The sequence below is a fragment of the Legionella donaldsonii genome, from assembly GCF_900452385.1.
Lineage (GTDB): Bacteria > Pseudomonadota > Gammaproteobacteria > Legionellales > Legionellaceae > Tatlockia > Tatlockia donaldsonii.
In genome coordinates this window covers 1,723,761-1,739,071 of the sequence record NZ_UGOA01000001.1, presented here as the reverse complement: position 1 = coordinate 1,739,071, position 15,311 = coordinate 1,723,761, and the positions used below count along the sequence as shown (strand labels likewise).

The following is a 15,311-nucleotide window of genomic DNA, read 5'->3' as shown; positions in this document are numbered from 1 at the left end:
AAAGAAGAGGCTTTATTATCTTAAGAATGCTTATTAAGCTTAAAACAACGATAAAAATTTTCTGTTGTCTGCTCTGCAATTTTCTCATAACTTATTTGCCGTAACTCACCTAAAGCCATTGCCACGTATTTTACCAACGCCGGATGATTTTGCTTGCCACGATAAGGAACAGGAGCAAGATAAGGCGAGTCAGTTTCAATTAAAAGGCGATCAAGCGGCACTTTTTTAGCCACCTCTTGCAAAGCGGTTGCATTTTTAAAAGTGACAATTCCTGATAAAGAAATATAAAAGTTCATATCTAAAGCACGACGAGCAACATCCCAATCCTCTGCAAAACAATGCATTACCCCACCAATATCGCGGGCTTCCTCCTCTTGCATTACTAATAAAGTATCATCCGCTGCCTGGCGGGTATGAATAATTAAAGGTTTTGATGTACGCTGTGCCGCTTGGATATGAGCACGAAAACGTTGACGTTGCTCTTCTTGTGCCTCTAGTGTCTCCGTTCGATAATAGTCAAGTCCGGTCTCACCAATAGCAATACAGGCTGGATGCTGCTTGGCAAGCTCACAAAGCTTTGCCGCATCAGGTTCCCGAGCTATTTTACTGTTAGGATGCAAACCAACTGAAATACTGATAGTTGGGTAGCTCGCTGCTAATTGACAAAGAACCGGATAATCATCCAGCTCAACACAAACACAAAGAAAATGCCCTACGTCATTTTCCCGGGCTTGAGTGATAACATTATTGAGATCATTATCAAAATCACTTAAATCAATAAAATTAAGATGGCAATGTGAGTCTACTAACATATTAGAAGATCATAAGAGTAATTTTGTATTGATTTTAGCATGCCAAGACGGTAGGTCTCTATTTTTAGTGATCTATTTCTTTTTATATTCAAATAATAAATTTTCAAGAATCAGTGTTTGATTAATACTGATACTCTGATTTAGTTTTTTGCATAGTCGGTTAAGCTCATCCAATTGCCGAAAGAGGACAAGGGGGTGAAAATGGCTTGCTAACTCGTGCAATGCCAATGTCCATGATTTTTCATACTGAAAATTATTAAGGCGATAATTAATCATCTGTGCATTGATTAAATAAATAAGCCACAGCAAATCATTGATCTCATAGCTAAGCCATTTGGCAGCCAGACTGCATACAGAAATCTTATTTCCCATAAGAGCAAGTAAATCTTGAAGAATAACAGGTAGCTGGGAAAAAAGTTTACCCCTCTCACTATCCGTTGCATACCCTTCTCCAAGACTTAAATAATCGCTATGCAAAATTTCAGTTGCCGGGAAGCGCCAGAGTTGGCAACGGCTTAATATGGTGGGTAGAATAGTACTGACTTGCTCTGCAAGCAAAATAAAAACTACTCCATCAGGCGGTTCTTCGAGAAGTTTGAGCAAAGCATTTGCTGCGGCAACATTCATTTTTTCAGCCGGATGAATAAGGACTACCCGATTATTGCCCAATTGTGGTGACGTATATAACAGCGTCTGTATATCACGAATTTGTTCAATCTTGATTGCCCCGCCGACTTTATCAGGTTGCAGATAACAAAGATCCGGATGTTCAGCGAGTGTTACCAAATGGCAAGATTTACATTCACCACAAGGCTGTTTCTCATTAGGACAAAGTATTGCTGCCGACATTGCATGGGCAAAATCAGACACAGCCCCATGCTGTGGTGCAACCAACAATAGCGCATGAGGCAAACAGTGCCTGGCAAGATTTTTTTGTAACTGAGCCCATTGCTCAGTATGAGCCGGTAATAATTCAAGTGTTTTAGGAGGCATTTGGATTATGTGATACGAACGTTTTAAGTGCTGATAAAATTGATTTTTGCACTGTTTCCATGGCTTGACCAGCATCAATACAAACAACATTATCCATACCACGAATCATTTCATGGTAAGCGTTATAGACATCTGTAAAGAAGGCTAGGGATTCTTGTTCGATTCGATCGGTTTCACCACGCTCTTTGATTCTGCCAAGCCCTTGTTCCGGATTAATATCTAAAAAAAGAATCAAATCGGGCTTAAACCCCTGTAAACAGAATGTTGATAAATGCTTGATCATCTGTTTGTCGAGTTTTCGTCCTCCTCCTTGATAAGCGTAAGTAGATAACTCAAATCGGTCTGCTAAAACCCAGGCTCCTTTGTTTAATGCAGGACGAATTACCTGCTCTAGCAGTTGAACGCGAGCTGCATAAAACATAAGTAATTCACAACGAGGTTCAAGCGCTTCCCCCTCTACTTTTTCTTTCAACAACTGCCGTACATGCTCACCGACCCTTGTTCCGCCTGGTTCACGCGTAAGGATAAGCTCGGGAACAAAACTTTCCAGATGGTGTTTAATGGTTTGAAGCGCAGTTGATTTGCCAGCTCCTTCTAAGCCTTCAACAACAATAAATTGCCCACGCTCGATCATGATCGTCCCTTGCTTTGATAACGTGCAATAGCTTCTTTTTGCTCTTTATAAGTGGCAGAAAAATAATGAGAACCATCGCCTTTAGCCACAAAATAGAGATAGTTAGTTGACTGTGGATGTGCCGCTGCATCAATTGCTTCCTTGCCAACCATCGCAATTGGTGTAGGGGGTAACCCGCGGTAACGGTAGGTATTATAAGGCGAATCAATATCCAGATCATGATGGCCTAATTTGCCATTGTAATTATCCCCCAGCGCATAAATAACAGTAGGATCCATCTGCAAGGGCATGAATTTTTTTAAGCGATTGACAATAACACCAGAAATAATCCTCTTTTCTTTTGCTAAGGCAGCTTCTTTTTCTAAAATAGAAGCGGCAATCAATAACTCATACGGTGATTTATAAGGTAGTCCGGGAGCACGATTCCGCCAAGAGGTATTCAAATATTGTACTAAATTTTGGTTAGCAAGCTGCAGGAGATGTTTTGCATCACTACCGGCATTGTAATTATAAGTATCGGCCAGTAATAACCCTTCTGGGTTCGGGTGAGAGTCAGTAATTAGTTGCCAATCATTCACGTTATATTTTAAATGCTGTGCATTTGAGAGATTCGCTTTCACCTGATTTAAGGTAGTGCCTTCAATAATTGTAAAAGACTCCACCAATACGTCACCAGCCACAACTCTCTTTAATAATTGTTGGGCTGATTCGCCAGGCTTAATTTGATAAATACCTGCTTTGATATGATGAGATAAGCCCTGAAACCTGATGAGCAGTAGAAAAAGGCGAGCCGACTGTATTAATTGTTTGGATTTAAGAGCTCGGACAAAGCCAGAGGCGGAACTATTTTTATCGATAGTGATGGTGATTAGTGCAGGTGCACTAATCACCATCGGTTTGACTAATAACTTGTAGGTATCGTAGCCAATTACAGTAGATACAAGAAATAGCGCTAAACAACCAAAAAGGGTTGATTTAAACCAACGCTTTTTCATTTAAATTGCTTAAACAATAAACTTCCGTTAGTGCCCCCGAAGCCAAGCGAATTACTTAATGCATACTCAATTCGTCTTTCTTGTGCAGTATGAGCTACATAGTTTAAGTCACAGCCTTCATCAGGGTTATCTAAGTTAATAGTCGGAGGAGCAACTTGGTTTTTGATAGCAAGGATACTGAAAATAGCTTCAACAGCTCCTGCGGCTCCCAACAAATGTCCTGTCATTGATTTGGTAGAACTCATTGCTAATTCATAAGCATGATTCTTGAAAACTCGTTTAACTGCTTTAGTTTCATTCATATCATTAAGATAAGTTGATGTGCCATGAGCATTGATGTAGTCAATTTTTGTTACATCAAGGCCGGCATCATTCACTGCTGCAGTCATAGCACGTGCTGCACCATCTGCATCTTCGTCAGGGGCTGTAATGTGGTAAGCGTCTCCTGACATGCCAAAACCAACCAGCTCTGCATAGATAACCGCTCCACGTGCTTTAGCATGTTCATACTCCTCAAGCACTAGAACGCCAGCACCCTCGCCCATAACGAAACCATCACGATCTTTATCCCAGGGACGTGATGCTTTTTCAGGCTCATCATTGCGTTTAGACAAGGAACGCACTGCTGAGAAACCTGCAAGACACAAAGGCGTTGTTGTCATTTCCGCACCACCGCATACCATAACGTCAGCATCGCCATAGGCAATCATACGACCAGCAATACCGATATTATGAGTACCTGTTGTGCAGGCAGTCACGATTGAAATGTTAGGGCCCTTTAAATGGTGTTTAATAGAAATCTGTCCTGCGACCATATTAATGATTCCAGCAGGAATAAAAAAGGGCGACACTTTACGCGGGCCACCACTCATAAGTCTTTCTTGGTTATTAGTAATCGTTTCTATACCGCCAATTCCGGCACCAACAGCTACGCCAGCACGGTAAGAAAGTTGTTCATCAATAACCAAGCCGGAGTCAGCTAAAGCCTCATCAGCCGCTGCAACTCCGTATTGGGTAAACAGATCCATCTTGCGAGCTTCTTTGAGCGGCACATGGTTTTCAATATTGAAATCCTTCACTTTGGCCCAAATTTTAGTTGAGTATTCAGTGGTATCAAAACCTTCAACCATACCAACACCACTTTTGCCAGCCAAAATATTTTGCCAGGATTGCTCTACATTTAAACCGACAGGGCTAACCATACCCATGCCAGTAACAACAACACGCCGCTTAGCCAATGAAAACTCCTCGAAGTATCTAGATCAAGCTTCTTCTTTATTAAGGTTTGATTCAATATAATCAATTGCTTCCTGAATCGTAGTGATTTTTTCAGCTTTTTCATCTGGAATTTCAGTTTCAAATTCTTCTTCCAAAGCCATCACCAGTTCAACAGTATCAAGTGAGTCAGCACCTAAGTCATCAACAAAGGATGCGTCGTTTTTTAGCTCTTCAGGTTTAACGCCCAATTGATCAACAACAATTTTACGAACTCGTTCTTCAACTGTACTCATAACTTGTATTTCCTCTTAGTTTAAAAAATTCCTGCAGGCTAGTTTATTCAATTATTCAAAGAACGCAAGCCTATTTAATCCATATACATGCCACCATTCACATGAATGGTTTCACCAGTTATATAATTTGCGCTGTCAGAAGCCAAAAAGGCAACTACTTCAGCAATATCTTCAGCCTTACCCAATCGCTTCATTGGAATACGCTTTAGCATTTCTTCTTTAACCATATCCGGTAAAGCGCTGGTCATATCAGTATCAATAAAACCTGGAGCAACAACATTTACCGTAATACCACGACTAGCAATCTCTTGTGCCAGGGATTTAGTAAATCCTACCACACCAGATTTAGCGGCAGTATAATTAGTTTGCCCGGAATTACCACTAGAGCCAACTACGGAGCCAATACTTATAATACGACCCCATCTCGCACGAAACATCGGCTTAATACAAGCCTTACTTAGACGAAATATAGCACTTAAATTCGTTTCTATAACCTTGTACCACTCTTCGTCATCCATCCTTAGCAATAAATTATCACAGGTAATACCGGCATTATTAACCAAAATGGATGGTAATTTATCTTGATCTGAGAGTTCTGTCATTAGATTATCAACTCCCTCTCTACTTGTCACATCAAGACTAACCCCCTCGCCTTTCACCCCTTCTTGTACAAACATGTCGCTAATAGTAGCAGCACCTTGATTTGTAGTGGCCGTGCCAATAACGTAAGCTCCCTTTTTGGCCAAAGTTAGGGCAATAGCCTTACCGATCCCTCTACTTGCGCCTGTAACCAGGGCTATTTTACCTTGTAAATTTGACATGACGACATCCTCGTTAATAAGATTTCTCATCCGCAGTGAGTTGGCTAAGAAACTGCTCCAAACTTGCATTGTCATTCACACTAACTGCTGGCAGTGTCCTTTCAATGCGTTTTATTAACCCGCTTAATACTTTCCCTGGCCCGCATTCTATAACATATTCAATGCCTTTGCTTTTCATCAATTGGATGGTTTCAACCCATCTTACAGGACGATACAATTGTTCTTTCAGTAGAGAACAAATCTGCTCAGGAGATTTATAAATGCTCAGATCAACGTTAGAAATAACAGGAATAGCCGGTGTTTTGAAATTAACATTAGCAAGATAGTCAGCAAAAGCCTCAGCTGCATCGTTTAACAAAGGGCAGTGGCAAGGTACACTGACTGGAATAATCTTTGCCATTCGAGCTCCAACGGTCTCAGCCAATTTTACAGCTTGCTCAACAGCTGCTGTATGCCCGGCAATGACTACCTGGCCAACAGCATTATAATTAGCAGGCGTGACTAGTTGTTGCTGCGTGCTTACTTGAGTACAAAGCGCTTCGACCTGTTCGTCCGTCAATCCTACAATTGCGGCCATAGCCCCTTGTCCTAAAGGAATAGTTTCTTGCATGAGTTGCCCGCGCTTGGCAACTAATTGAGCTGCATCTGGCAGGTTGATAGCATCAGCACAAACCAAGGCAGCATATTCTCCCAAGCTATGGCCAGCCATCATTTGAGCCTGTCCTGTGCCAAGCTTTTCTAAAAGTCTGTATACAGCAACATCAGCTGTTAGCATCGCAACTTGAGTATGTTCAGTCTGGTTTAATTGTGACTCCGGCCCTTCTTGTACCAATTGCCACAAATCATAACCCATTCTGTCTGAGACCAAAGCAAAAACATCTTTAATCAAAGAGTACTTGCCAGCCAAGTCTGCTAACATGCCCACTGATTGGGAGCCTTGACCAGGAAAGACGTATGCAGAATTAATCATGAATAATGAACTCCGAAACAACCTTAATTAATAACGTATAACCATCGCACCCCAGGTCATCCCGCCACCAAAGGATTCTAATAATAGTAAGTCACCACGTCTTATACGCTGTTCCCGGATAGAGTAATCCAAAGCTAAAGGAATGGATGCAGCAGAGGTGTTGCCCTGATTCTCAATAGTTACTATTACTTGTGACATGGGTAAACTTAATTTTTTAGCAATACCCTGGATAATACGAATATTGGCTTGATGCGGGATAAGCCAATTAATATCTGATTTCTGTAGATGGCAAGTCTGGAGCACTTCATCTACAACATCACCCATAATATTGACAGCCAACTTGAAAACTTCGTTCCCTTTCATACCAATGATCGCTTTATAATCTTCAGTGGCATAATTAGGATAAGTCAACAATCCATCTTCATCATGTAGGGCATGCAATGTGCTTCCCAAGATTCCAGGTTTATCACTAGCACTTAATACGACAGCGCCTGCACCATCGCCAAATAGAACACAGGTCGCACGATCATTCCAATCAAGGGCTCGTGACATACTTTCACTACCAATTACCAAAACATGTTTTGCAGCACCAGTACTGATATATTGTTTGGCTACGTCCATTGTGTACACAAAACCACTACAAGCAGCGCTGATATCAAAGGCTGGTATAGGGCGTGAAATCTTAAGTGCTTTCTGAACGTGGCAAGCCATGCTGGGAAAAAAATGATTAGGAGTGCAAGTTGCTACCAGGATTAAATCAATCTCATTGGCATCAATATCAGAAGCTGCTATTGCTTTTTCTGCAGCTCTACAAGCCATAAAAGAGGTTGTTTCATGCTCCGCTGCAATATGCCTGCTGGCTATTCCTGTTCTTGACAGAATCCATTCATGGCTGGTGTCCAGCTTGGATTCCAATTCTTGATTAGTAAGTATGCGTTCAGGTAAGTAACTGCCTGTTCCATTAATAATGGCATTTTTCATAGTAACAAACCCTGATTGATAAAATCGGTAATTTGGTCACGTACCAAATCAACCACATTATTTTTTACTTGTAGCTTGGCCTCTTCAATAGCATATTGAAAAGCAAGTTCACTGGCTCCACCATGGCTTTTTACGACGATACCATTCAAGCCAAGCAAGCTGGCACCATTATATCGCGCCGGGTCCATACGTTTTTTCAAATGACCTAAAGCAGGCAAAGCAACCAAACCAGCCAACTTACTCAACCAGCTTTTTGTAAATGACTCTTTGAGTACCGCTAGCATAAGTTTTGCTAAGCCTTCGCTCGCTTTTAACGCTACGTTACCCACAAACCCGTCACAAACTACCAAATCAACGTCACCAGAATAGAATTGATCACCTTCAACGTAGCCAACGTAATTCATTAAATTACACTCTGCCAACATATGGGCTGTGCGTTTAACCTGATCGTTTCCTTTAATTTCCTCTACACCAATGTTTAGCAGGGCAATTTTGGGCATTGCTTTTTTATCTACGGCCTGAATTAAAGCGGAACCCATCACTGCAAATTGGAAAAGATGCTCGGCACAGGAATCGACGTTAGCGCCCAAATCAATAACTCGAGTCTTACCATGCATTGTTGGCAATTCGGCAATGATTGCTGGTCTGTCGATGCCTGGCAGAGTTTTTAGAACGAAACGAGCCGTAGCCATCAAAGCGCCGGTATTGCCAGCACTTACACAGGCTTGAGCACGCCCTTCTTTCACCAGATTGATAGCCACCCGCATGGAAGAGTCTTTCTTATTTCGCATTGCATGCGAAGGCAACTCATCCATTTCGACGATTTCAGACGCATGAACGACCGAAAATTGGCTGTTATTGGTGATACCGAATTTTTTAAGATGCGCATTCACCTGATTTTGTTCGCCCACCAGCAACAACTTTAGATCAGGGTTATTTCGTGCAGCACGAACACAAGCAGGAATCACAACTGTTAAGCCATGATCCCCACCCATCGCATCTACAGCAATGGTGATGTTTTTCAAGCGAGTTACTCTTGTTCTTCGTATGCGCTATCAGCTGTATCCAAAACCTTTCTACCACGATAGTAGCCATCGGGTGTAACGTGATGACGCAAATGGGTTTCTCCAGTAGTTGGATCAACTGATAGCGTGGGTTCTGTTAAAGCGTCATGAGAACGACGCATATCACGTGCGGAACGTGATTTCTTATTTTGTTGTACGGCCATTGTATTACTCCTAAACAATTTGCATTCGCTGGGGCGGAATATTACCGATTTTTTCGCGGTAATCCAAGTATTACTTAGATATTTTATGATTTTATTATGTTATCTACCTGAATAAAGCGGTTGATTTCTTGGTCGCAATTCTCAATATCCAAGTGCGACTCCGGGACATAAAGATGCAATTCATCAGTTAATAATTCCTCTAACTCAAGCTGACCATTAGTAGAAACAACACACTCATAAAGCTCCATTAATTTTTCGGCTACTTCATCAGAATCGCAAACAGCTAAGGTTGTCTGATTAATATAGTGATGATGAAACTCACCTAAACAACGTTGACAAATCACCGATACAATGGAATCAACATCCATGGTTATTAAATAATAATTTTTCTCGGCACTGACTTTGAATTGGCAATCAAGTACACAAGGGGCAGCAACATAAGCTGGCAGTCTTTCCTGCAATTCGATTTTAACGTTTTGAGGTCCTGCTTTAGCGGCTTCGCTTTTCAAATTAATTAACATAGTTTCACTGTTTCACTTTAAAAAAAGATCTTAGTAGATTTAATAGCGCAAGATCATTTATAGAACTCTTAATTATACCTTATTCTTGTTTCTTTAATTAGTCCCTCATCAAAAACAACTGTAAATACAATTTTAAAATCAGACATTATAACGTAAAATAGGATTTTTTTTATACATACTGATATAGATAGTCTATGAAAGCCAAAGTTATTGTCGGCATGTCGGGGGGGGTTGACTCCTCTGTTGCAGCTTGGTTATTGCAAGAGCAAGGATACCAGGTGGAAGGTCTTTTTATGAAAAATTGGGAGCAGGACGATTCCGATGGTTATTGTGCTGCAGCAAATGATTTAGAGGATGCGCAAGCCGTGTGCAACCAACTGCGCATTCCATTGCACAGTGTCAATTTTTCTAAAGAATATTGGGAGCGCGTCTTTGCCCATTTTCTTAATGAATATGAGCACGGGCGAACTCCCAATCCCGATGTACTCTGCAATAAGGAAATAAAATTTAATGCCTTTTTGCAGCATGCACTTACCTTGGGGGCAGATTATATAGCTACTGGCCATTACGCTAAAGTACGGAGAAATAACAACATTGGCGAACTCTTAAAAGCTAAGGACAGGGAAAAAGACCAAACTTATTTTTTACATGCCGTGGAACCTGCCGCACTGGCAAAGACCTTATTTCCTGTAGGAGATTATCATAAAGGGGAAGTACGAGAATTTGCTAAACAATTGGGCTTGGTCACCCATGACAAAAAAGATTCGACAGGAATTTGTTTTATTGGTGAAAAGCGTTTTAAAACCTTTCTCAATGAATTCATTTTGGCTAAACCAGGCGATATTAAAAGTAGCAGTGGCGAGCAATTGGGACGACATGATGGTTTAATGTTCTATACAATCGGCCAACGTCAGGGGTTAGGCATTGGAGGGCGGCAAACTGCCAGTGAAGAACCTTGGTATGTAGTCGATAAGGATACTAAAACCAATACCTTAATTGTTGCCCAAGGTAATCATCATCCAATGCTCTATTCACAAGGCCTTATTTGCGGCCCAATTCATTGGCTGGTTGAGCATGCAGTGGAATTGCCCTTAACCTGCTATGCAAAAACACGTTATCGCCAACCAGAGCAAGCCTGTGTTGTTTCTCCAGAGAGCAATAAACAGCACTATGTGATGTTTTCGAGTTTGCAACGAGCGATAACACCAGGACAATATATTGTCTTTTATGAGAAAAATCAGTGTCTGGGTGGTGCTACAATAGAACAAATTATCCGTTAATATTGTACAATTATAATAATATCCAATTTTGCTTTAATATTGGTATCAATAATCTGGAGTCAACATGTCCACAATGAATGCTTCCCCTGCTGAAACGGCAGGTATTTATTTCTCTGTCAGCGCCGCAGACAAAGTAGCGTCTTTAATTGTTGAAGAAGAAAATCCTGGATTGAATTTGCGAGTCTTTGTTACAGGGGGCGGTTGTTCGGGCTTTCAATATGGTTTTACCTTTGATGAAACAATTCAGGACGATGATACAGTCATTGTGCAACATTGTTCAGATGGTCAATCCTCAGTAAAGTTATTAGTTGACTCAATGAGTTACCAATATCTTAGTGAAGCTGAAATTGATTATGTTGAAAATATTCAGGGCTCTCAATTTGTTATTCGTAATCCCAATGCTAAAACGACTTGCGGCTGCGGTTCATCGTTTAGCATGGATGATGACGAATAATTCACCAGACTTCTTGCGAAACTCCCTGCATGGGAGCGGCGCTCAGCCTCTGAGTAATACGTAAATGAGTGCTTGAGCACCGAGTCGATCAAGCGATGTTCCAATACAGTAGAGTTTCGCAAGACAAGAAGTCTACCGCTTAGTAGGATTTTACGATCACTTTAGTACCAATTCTAATAAAATTACGGTGTAACCAATACGCATCACCCGGTGTAACACGAATACAGCCGTGGCTTGCATTATAGTTGGGCACATCGTATGAGCCGTGGATAGCATAATATTTACTAAAAAACATGCAATAAGGCATCTTGGCCCCGCCGCCTCCTAATGGATAGCGACTTGAACGACAACTAGCACTTCCTTTACTAATAATTCGATAAGTTCCAGAAGGGGTTCTGCAAGAGCGCCTAATATCAGGACAATATCCCCTCCCACCGGAGGCTCTCCCGGTTCTTATTACAGAACCATTTTCATTGATTGCCTTCCAAGTTAGTGAACGCGGATTAAAAATAAAGGTATTGCTAGCAAGAACAAGTAATTTTGGCATACTGCTATCAGCCGTATCTATACGAGGAGAATAACCAAATGCTGCTGTACTACTATAGAGGAGAAAAGAACCAGCAAAAATAAGAGGCCAGTATTTGCGAGGACTGTGCTCATCCATGATATTTCCTACAACTAGAGAACCCTGCGATTAAATATAGTTCAAAAAATAACCATTCGCAAAACTTTATTCAACATCCCAAAGGTTAGTGTTTGATTTTTTGACTAAAAATTGGATAAATTCCTGATGTCGTTGTAATTCATGTACGTCAGCAACAATCACAGGTGAATTGCTAACCAAAGGCTCTATTTGCTGCAAGACAACTCCAGGTTTATTAACATGCTCCATACGCTCTTCAAATAAACTTGCTTGTCCCCCTGTCATGGCTAAATAGACTGATGCTAGAATCTCTGCATCCAGTAAGGCCCCATGCAGGGTTCGATTGGAGTTATCGATCTCGTAGCGTTTGCACAAGGCATCCAAACTATTACGCTGGCCAGGATGCTTTTCACGTGCAAGAATTAACGTATCGCAAACAGTACAACAATCCTTAAGCAGCACAGGCCAGTTAAGCAAGTTTAATTCAGCGTTAAGAAAACCCATATCAAAAGGAGCATTATGGATAATTAACTCTGCACCTTGAACGAAGTGCATGAATTCCTCAGCAATATCTTTGAATAAGGGCTTATCTTGTAAAAACTCGGTACTTATACCATGAACGCGAAATGCACCCTCATCGACTTCGCGCTGCGGATTAAGATAAACATGAAAATGATTACCTGTCAGTTTTCTGTCTTGTAGTTCAACGCAACCTATTTCAATAATCCGGTGGCCTAATTCATGACCAATACCGGTTGTTTCGGTATCTAAAACAACTTGACGCATATCTTTATCCGTTTAAGTATTAAGGAGTTCTTCAATTGCTTGGTTTGCCAAGGCATCAGCTAGTTCATTCTCAGGATGTCCTGCATGCCCCTTTACCCAATGCCACCTAATTTTATGTTGCATAGCTAAGGCATCTAATTGTTGCCAGAGGTCAACATTTTTAACTGGTTCTTTTCTTGAATTACGCCAGCCATTCTTCTTCCATTGACCTAACCACTCCATCATTCCTTGCCGCAGGTATTGCGAATCGGTATAGAGATGCACCTCACAAGGTCTTTTTAATGCTTCCAAGGCCTTAATAGCAGCCGTCAATTCCATGCGATTATTCGTTGTTTGTGTCTCCCCGCCGTATAAAGTTTTTTCACGGCCATTATAACGTAGCAAAGCGCCCCAGCCACCTGGCCCGGGGTTTCCTTTGCATGCCCCATCGGTATAAATTTTAATGGTCATAAAAATAAATCTTGATAAGGTTCAACAGCAGGGTCGATAGCATACACAGAAAAATCATGAATACCAGCGTTTGTTAGTACTTCTTCATCAATAAAAAAATGGCCGCTCAAGAATTTGGCAGACTGCGTTAAGATCCAATAGGCGGCATCGGCAACAATGTCAGGTGTTCTACTTGCTTTGAATATGGCATCAGGAAAATGTACGCGAATGGCATCGGTAGCAATTGTTGTTTTTGGCCATAAAGAATTAACAGCAATCCCGTAAGATTTTAATTCTTCTGCCAAACCTAAGGTACACATACTCATGCCAAATTTACTTATTGTATAAGCAAGATGGGGTGCGAACCATTTTTTATCCAAGGATAGCGGCGGAGATAGTGTTAAAATATGTGGATTATCAGATTTCCTTAAATGAGGAATTGCCGCCTGAGAGCATGCAAAAGTTGCCCGTGCATTGACCGCCTGCATTAGATCGTAGCGTTTCATTGATGTTGCCAAAGTATCACTAAGACTAATTGCACTAGCATTATTAACCAGAATATCCAGCTTGCCAAAGGCATCTACAGTCTCTGCTATTGCATGCTGAATTTGTTCTTCATCACGTACATCAACAACGAGAGGTAGCGCCCTTCCACCAAGTTGTTCTACCTCTTTGGCAACCGTGTGAATTGTACCTTCCAGTTTCGGATGAGGAGTATCCGTTTTGGCAGCAAGAGCTATCCAGGCTTTTTCGCGTGCAAAGCGGTGTGCAATGGCTCTTCCTATCCCCCGACTTGCCCCCGTTATAAATAATACCCTCGTCATTTCTTCTCCCTAAGATCCATACCTGCTACCCAGGTTAAAAAATAGCGTATCAATTTACCATAAGGTGGATAAAACCAGGTAATAGCTGCAAAACGTCGTTGTGAAAATACCGGCTTTAATTTTGAAAAACGCTCAAACCCTTCTTGCCCATGATAATGACCAATTCCACTTTCCCCTATTCCACCAAAAGGCAGCGCATCAATGGCAATATGGGTTAAGGTATCATTAATAGTTAAAGCACCAGAGAGTGTTTTTATTTCCAGTGCTTTCCTTTCCTGTTTATCTTCACCAAAATAATAGATGACCAAAGGTTTGGGGCGTTCATTGATAAAATCAACTGCCTCATCAAAGGACTCATAGCTGATAACTGGAAGAATGGGGCCAAAAATTTCTTCCTGCATAAGCAGCATCGAATTCTTTACATTCAATACCATATAAAATGGCATTTTTTGCTTTTGGCTCTCAAATTTGCCAATTTGAATAATATGCCCATTTTGGTCTTGAGCATCATCGATATAGCTCTGTAACCGTTCCTTATGTTGAGCGGAAATAATGCAAGAATAATCTGGATTGCTTTCTAAATCGGGGTAATGTTTGGCCATAAACTCTTTACAAAAGGTCTCAATACGAGCCTCCCATCCCTTGGGCACCAACAAATAATCGGGTGCAATACAAGTCTGGCCAGCATTATAGAGTTTTCCCATAAAAAGCCGGGAAAAATAATTTGGATTAACAGAAGAAGAAATAATTACAGGTGATTTTCCTCCTAACTCAAGCGTAACTGGAGTTAAACTCTTGGCTGCTGTTGCCATTATCTCTCTACCTACCGCAGTTGATCCTGTGAAAAGAAGGTGATTAAAAGGCAAATTAGCAAATTTTTTAGCAACCTCTGTGCCGCCATTAACAATAGTTACTAAGCTAGTCTCTATCCCCTCTTGGTTGAACAATCGAGCTAATCTCTCTCCTGTGTTGGGCGTCTGCTCTGAAATTTTAATCATGACACGATTCCCAGCAGCTAAAGCATAAACCAAAGGTACCAATGCAAGATAAAGTGGGTAATTCCAGGGAACCATTACACCAATCACGCCTAATGGTTGTGGAAAAACATAAGCAGAGGCAGGTTTAAAAAGCCATAAAACCGGCTTTTTTCGAATTTTCATCCACCTTTTTAAATTTTTTAAGCAATAATCAATTGCATTAATGCTTGGAAAAATCTCTAAAAGAAGTGTCTCCTGATAAGCACGATGAGAAAAATCCTCATTCACCGCCTGGGCGAGTTCAATTGCATTTTTTTGCAGGAGTTGTTTTAACTGTTGCAAGGTCTGTTGCCGTTCTTCACAGGATAAATAAGGGTTTACACGCGTTTCTTGTGCAAGACGTTTAAACAGCGTTTTCAATTCCATTTTTATCGTCCTTATTTATTTCCTCA

General features: G+C 41.1%; 19 protein-coding genes. 2 read left to right on the top strand and 17 right to left on the bottom strand.

The window, feature by feature from the left end; translation table 11 throughout:
• Positions 1–20: 20 nt before the first annotated feature.
• From DYC89_RS08060 to DYC89_RS08005, 12 genes are all read right to left on the bottom strand, one after another.
• Positions 21–812, bottom strand: a complete 792-nt coding sequence (locus DYC89_RS08060; protein WP_115221323.1) for a TatD family hydrolase — start codon at positions 810–812, stop codon at positions 21–23.
• A 72-nt stretch (positions 813–884) separates the two neighbouring features.
• Positions 885–1,805 (bottom strand): DNA polymerase III subunit delta' C-terminal domain-containing protein, encoded by a 921-nt coding sequence (locus tag DYC89_RS08055; protein WP_181879354.1) that lies wholly within the window; start codon positions 1,803–1,805, stop codon positions 885–887.
• Positions 1,795–2,439, bottom strand: coding sequence for a dTMP kinase (gene tmk, locus DYC89_RS08050; RefSeq protein ID WP_115221321.1), 645 nt, complete (start codon positions 2,437–2,439; stop codon positions 1,795–1,797). Before tmk ends, DYC89_RS08055 begins: the two co-directional genes overlap by 11 nt.
• Positions 2,436–3,434: an endolytic transglycosylase MltG gene (gene mltG, locus DYC89_RS08045; RefSeq protein WP_115221320.1), complete on the bottom strand. Its 999-nt coding sequence runs from the start codon at positions 3,432–3,434 to the stop codon at positions 2,436–2,438. Before mltG ends, tmk begins: the two co-directional genes overlap by 4 nt.
• Positions 3,431–4,672, bottom strand: coding sequence for a beta-ketoacyl-ACP synthase II (gene fabF / locus DYC89_RS08040; protein ID WP_115221319.1), 1,242 nt, complete (start codon positions 4,670–4,672; stop codon positions 3,431–3,433). The genes mltG and fabF overlap by 4 nt, the downstream gene beginning before the upstream one ends.
• A gap of 24 nt (positions 4,673–4,696) precedes the next feature.
• Positions 4,697–4,945, bottom strand: a complete 249-nt coding sequence (gene acpP / locus DYC89_RS08035; protein ID WP_058443967.1) for an acyl carrier protein — start codon at positions 4,943–4,945, stop codon at positions 4,697–4,699.
• Positions 4,946–5,019: 74 nt separating this feature from the next.
• Positions 5,020–5,766, bottom strand: coding sequence for a 3-oxoacyl-ACP reductase FabG (gene fabG / locus DYC89_RS08030; protein WP_115222695.1), 747 nt, complete (start codon positions 5,764–5,766; stop codon positions 5,020–5,022).
• 13 nt (positions 5,767–5,779) lie between these two features.
• Positions 5,780–6,736, bottom strand: a complete 957-nt coding sequence (gene fabD / locus DYC89_RS08025; RefSeq protein ID WP_115221318.1) for an ACP S-malonyltransferase — start codon at positions 6,734–6,736, stop codon at positions 5,780–5,782.
• Between the two features lie 27 nt (positions 6,737–6,763).
• Positions 6,764–7,717, bottom strand: a complete 954-nt coding sequence (locus DYC89_RS08020) for a beta-ketoacyl-ACP synthase III (RefSeq protein WP_115221317.1) — start codon at positions 7,715–7,717, stop codon at positions 6,764–6,766.
• Positions 7,714–8,742, bottom strand: coding sequence for a phosphate acyltransferase PlsX (gene plsX, locus DYC89_RS08015; RefSeq protein WP_115221316.1), 1,029 nt, complete (start codon positions 8,740–8,742; stop codon positions 7,714–7,716). Before plsX ends, DYC89_RS08020 begins: the two co-directional genes overlap by 4 nt.
• Before the next feature lie 5 nt (positions 8,743–8,747).
• Positions 8,748–8,945: a 50S ribosomal protein L32 gene (rpmF, locus tag DYC89_RS08010; RefSeq protein WP_115221315.1), complete on the bottom strand. Its 198-nt coding sequence runs from the start codon at positions 8,943–8,945 to the stop codon at positions 8,748–8,750.
• 83 nt (positions 8,946–9,028) lie between these two features.
• On the bottom strand, positions 9,029–9,466 hold the full coding sequence (locus DYC89_RS08005; protein ID WP_115221314.1) for a metal-binding protein: 438 nt from the start codon (positions 9,464–9,466) through the stop codon (positions 9,029–9,031).
• A gap of 194 nt (positions 9,467–9,660) precedes the next feature.
• Here DYC89_RS08005 and mnmA point away from each other — a divergent pair, with 194 nt between their 5' ends.
• Both mnmA and erpA read left to right on the top strand, forming a co-directional pair.
• Positions 9,661–10,746: a tRNA 2-thiouridine(34) synthase MnmA gene (gene mnmA, locus DYC89_RS08000; protein ID WP_115221313.1), complete on the top strand. Its 1,086-nt coding sequence runs from the start codon at positions 9,661–9,663 to the stop codon at positions 10,744–10,746.
• 64 nt (positions 10,747–10,810) lie between these two features.
• Entirely contained in the window at positions 10,811–11,200 is a 390-nt protein-coding gene (erpA, locus tag DYC89_RS07995; RefSeq protein WP_115221312.1) for an iron-sulfur cluster insertion protein ErpA, read from the top strand.
• Between the two features lie 139 nt (positions 11,201–11,339).
• Here the strand turns inward: erpA and DYC89_RS07990 are convergent, their stop codons facing one another.
• The 5 genes from DYC89_RS07990 to DYC89_RS07970 all read right to left on the bottom strand — a co-directional run bounded on the left by DYC89_RS07990 (position 11,340) and on the right by DYC89_RS07970 (position 15,285).
• Complete coding sequence (locus tag DYC89_RS07990; protein ID WP_115221311.1) at positions 11,340–11,864, bottom strand: L,D-transpeptidase; 525 nt, start codon at positions 11,862–11,864, stop codon at positions 11,340–11,342.
• Between the two features lie 66 nt (positions 11,865–11,930).
• Positions 11,931–12,629: a DNA polymerase III subunit epsilon gene (dnaQ, locus tag DYC89_RS07985; protein WP_115221310.1), complete on the bottom strand. Its 699-nt coding sequence runs from the start codon at positions 12,627–12,629 to the stop codon at positions 11,931–11,933.
• Between the two features lie 12 nt (positions 12,630–12,641).
• Positions 12,642–13,079 carry a ribonuclease HI gene (gene rnhA / locus DYC89_RS07980; RefSeq protein ID WP_115221309.1) on the bottom strand — a complete coding sequence of 146 codons (438 nt, stop codon included), beginning with the start codon at positions 13,077–13,079 and terminating at the stop codon, positions 12,642–12,644.
• Positions 13,076–13,882, bottom strand: coding sequence for an SDR family oxidoreductase (locus DYC89_RS07975; RefSeq protein ID WP_115221308.1), 807 nt, complete (start codon positions 13,880–13,882; stop codon positions 13,076–13,078). Before DYC89_RS07975 ends, rnhA begins: the two co-directional genes overlap by 4 nt.
• On the bottom strand, positions 13,879–15,285 hold the full coding sequence (locus tag DYC89_RS07970) for a coniferyl aldehyde dehydrogenase (protein ID WP_115221307.1): 1,407 nt from the start codon (positions 15,283–15,285) through the stop codon (positions 13,879–13,881). The genes DYC89_RS07975 and DYC89_RS07970 overlap by 4 nt, the downstream gene beginning before the upstream one ends.
• Between the last annotated feature and the right edge of the window lie 26 nt (positions 15,286–15,311).

Coding starts and splice junctions, on each gene's coding strand:
- DYC89_RS08060 (WP_115221323.1), bottom strand. CDS start 812: ATGTTAGTAGACTCACATTGCCATCTTAATTTTATTGATTTAAGTGAT.
- DYC89_RS08055 (WP_181879354.1), bottom strand. CDS start 1,805: ATGCCTCCTAAAACACTTGAATTATTACCGGCTCATACTGAGCAATGG.
- tmk (WP_115221321.1), bottom strand. CDS start 2,439: ATGATCGAGCGTGGGCAATTTATTGTTGTTGAAGGCTTAGAAGGAGCT.
- mltG (WP_115221320.1), bottom strand. CDS start 3,434: ATGAAAAAGCGTTGGTTTAAATCAACCCTTTTTGGTTGTTTAGCGCTA.
- acpP (WP_058443967.1), bottom strand. CDS start 4,945: ATGAGTACAGTTGAAGAACGAGTTCGTAAAATTGTTGTTGATCAATTG.
- fabG (WP_115222695.1), bottom strand. CDS start 5,766: ATGTCAAATTTACAAGGTAAAATAGCCCTGGTTACAGGCGCAAGTAGA.
- fabD (WP_115221318.1), bottom strand. CDS start 6,736: ATGATTAATTCTGCATACGTCTTTCCTGGTCAAGGCTCCCAATCAGTG.
- DYC89_RS08020 (WP_115221317.1), bottom strand. CDS start 7,717: ATGAAAAATGCCATTATTAATGGAACAGGCAGTTACTTACCTGAACGC.
- rpmF (WP_115221315.1), bottom strand. CDS start 8,945: ATGGCCGTACAACAAAATAAGAAATCACGTTCCGCACGTGATATGCGT.
- DYC89_RS08005 (WP_115221314.1), bottom strand. CDS start 9,466: ATGTTAATTAATTTGAAAAGCGAAGCCGCTAAAGCAGGACCTCAAAAC.
- mnmA (WP_115221313.1), top strand. CDS start 9,661: ATGAAAGCCAAAGTTATTGTCGGCATGTCGGGGGGGGTTGACTCCTCT.
- erpA (WP_115221312.1), top strand. CDS start 10,811: ATGTCCACAATGAATGCTTCCCCTGCTGAAACGGCAGGTATTTATTTC.
- DYC89_RS07990 (WP_115221311.1), bottom strand. CDS start 11,864: ATGGATGAGCACAGTCCTCGCAAATACTGGCCTCTTATTTTTGCTGGT.
- dnaQ (WP_115221310.1), bottom strand. CDS start 12,629: ATGCGTCAAGTTGTTTTAGATACCGAAACAACCGGTATTGGTCATGAA.
- rnhA (WP_115221309.1), bottom strand. CDS start 13,079: ATGACCATTAAAATTTATACCGATGGGGCATGCAAAGGAAACCCCGGG.
- DYC89_RS07975 (WP_115221308.1), bottom strand. CDS start 13,882: ATGACGAGGGTATTATTTATAACGGGGGCAAGTCGGGGGATAGGAAGA.
- DYC89_RS07970 (WP_115221307.1), bottom strand. CDS start 15,285: ATGGAATTGAAAACGCTGTTTAAACGTCTTGCACAAGAAACGCGTGTA.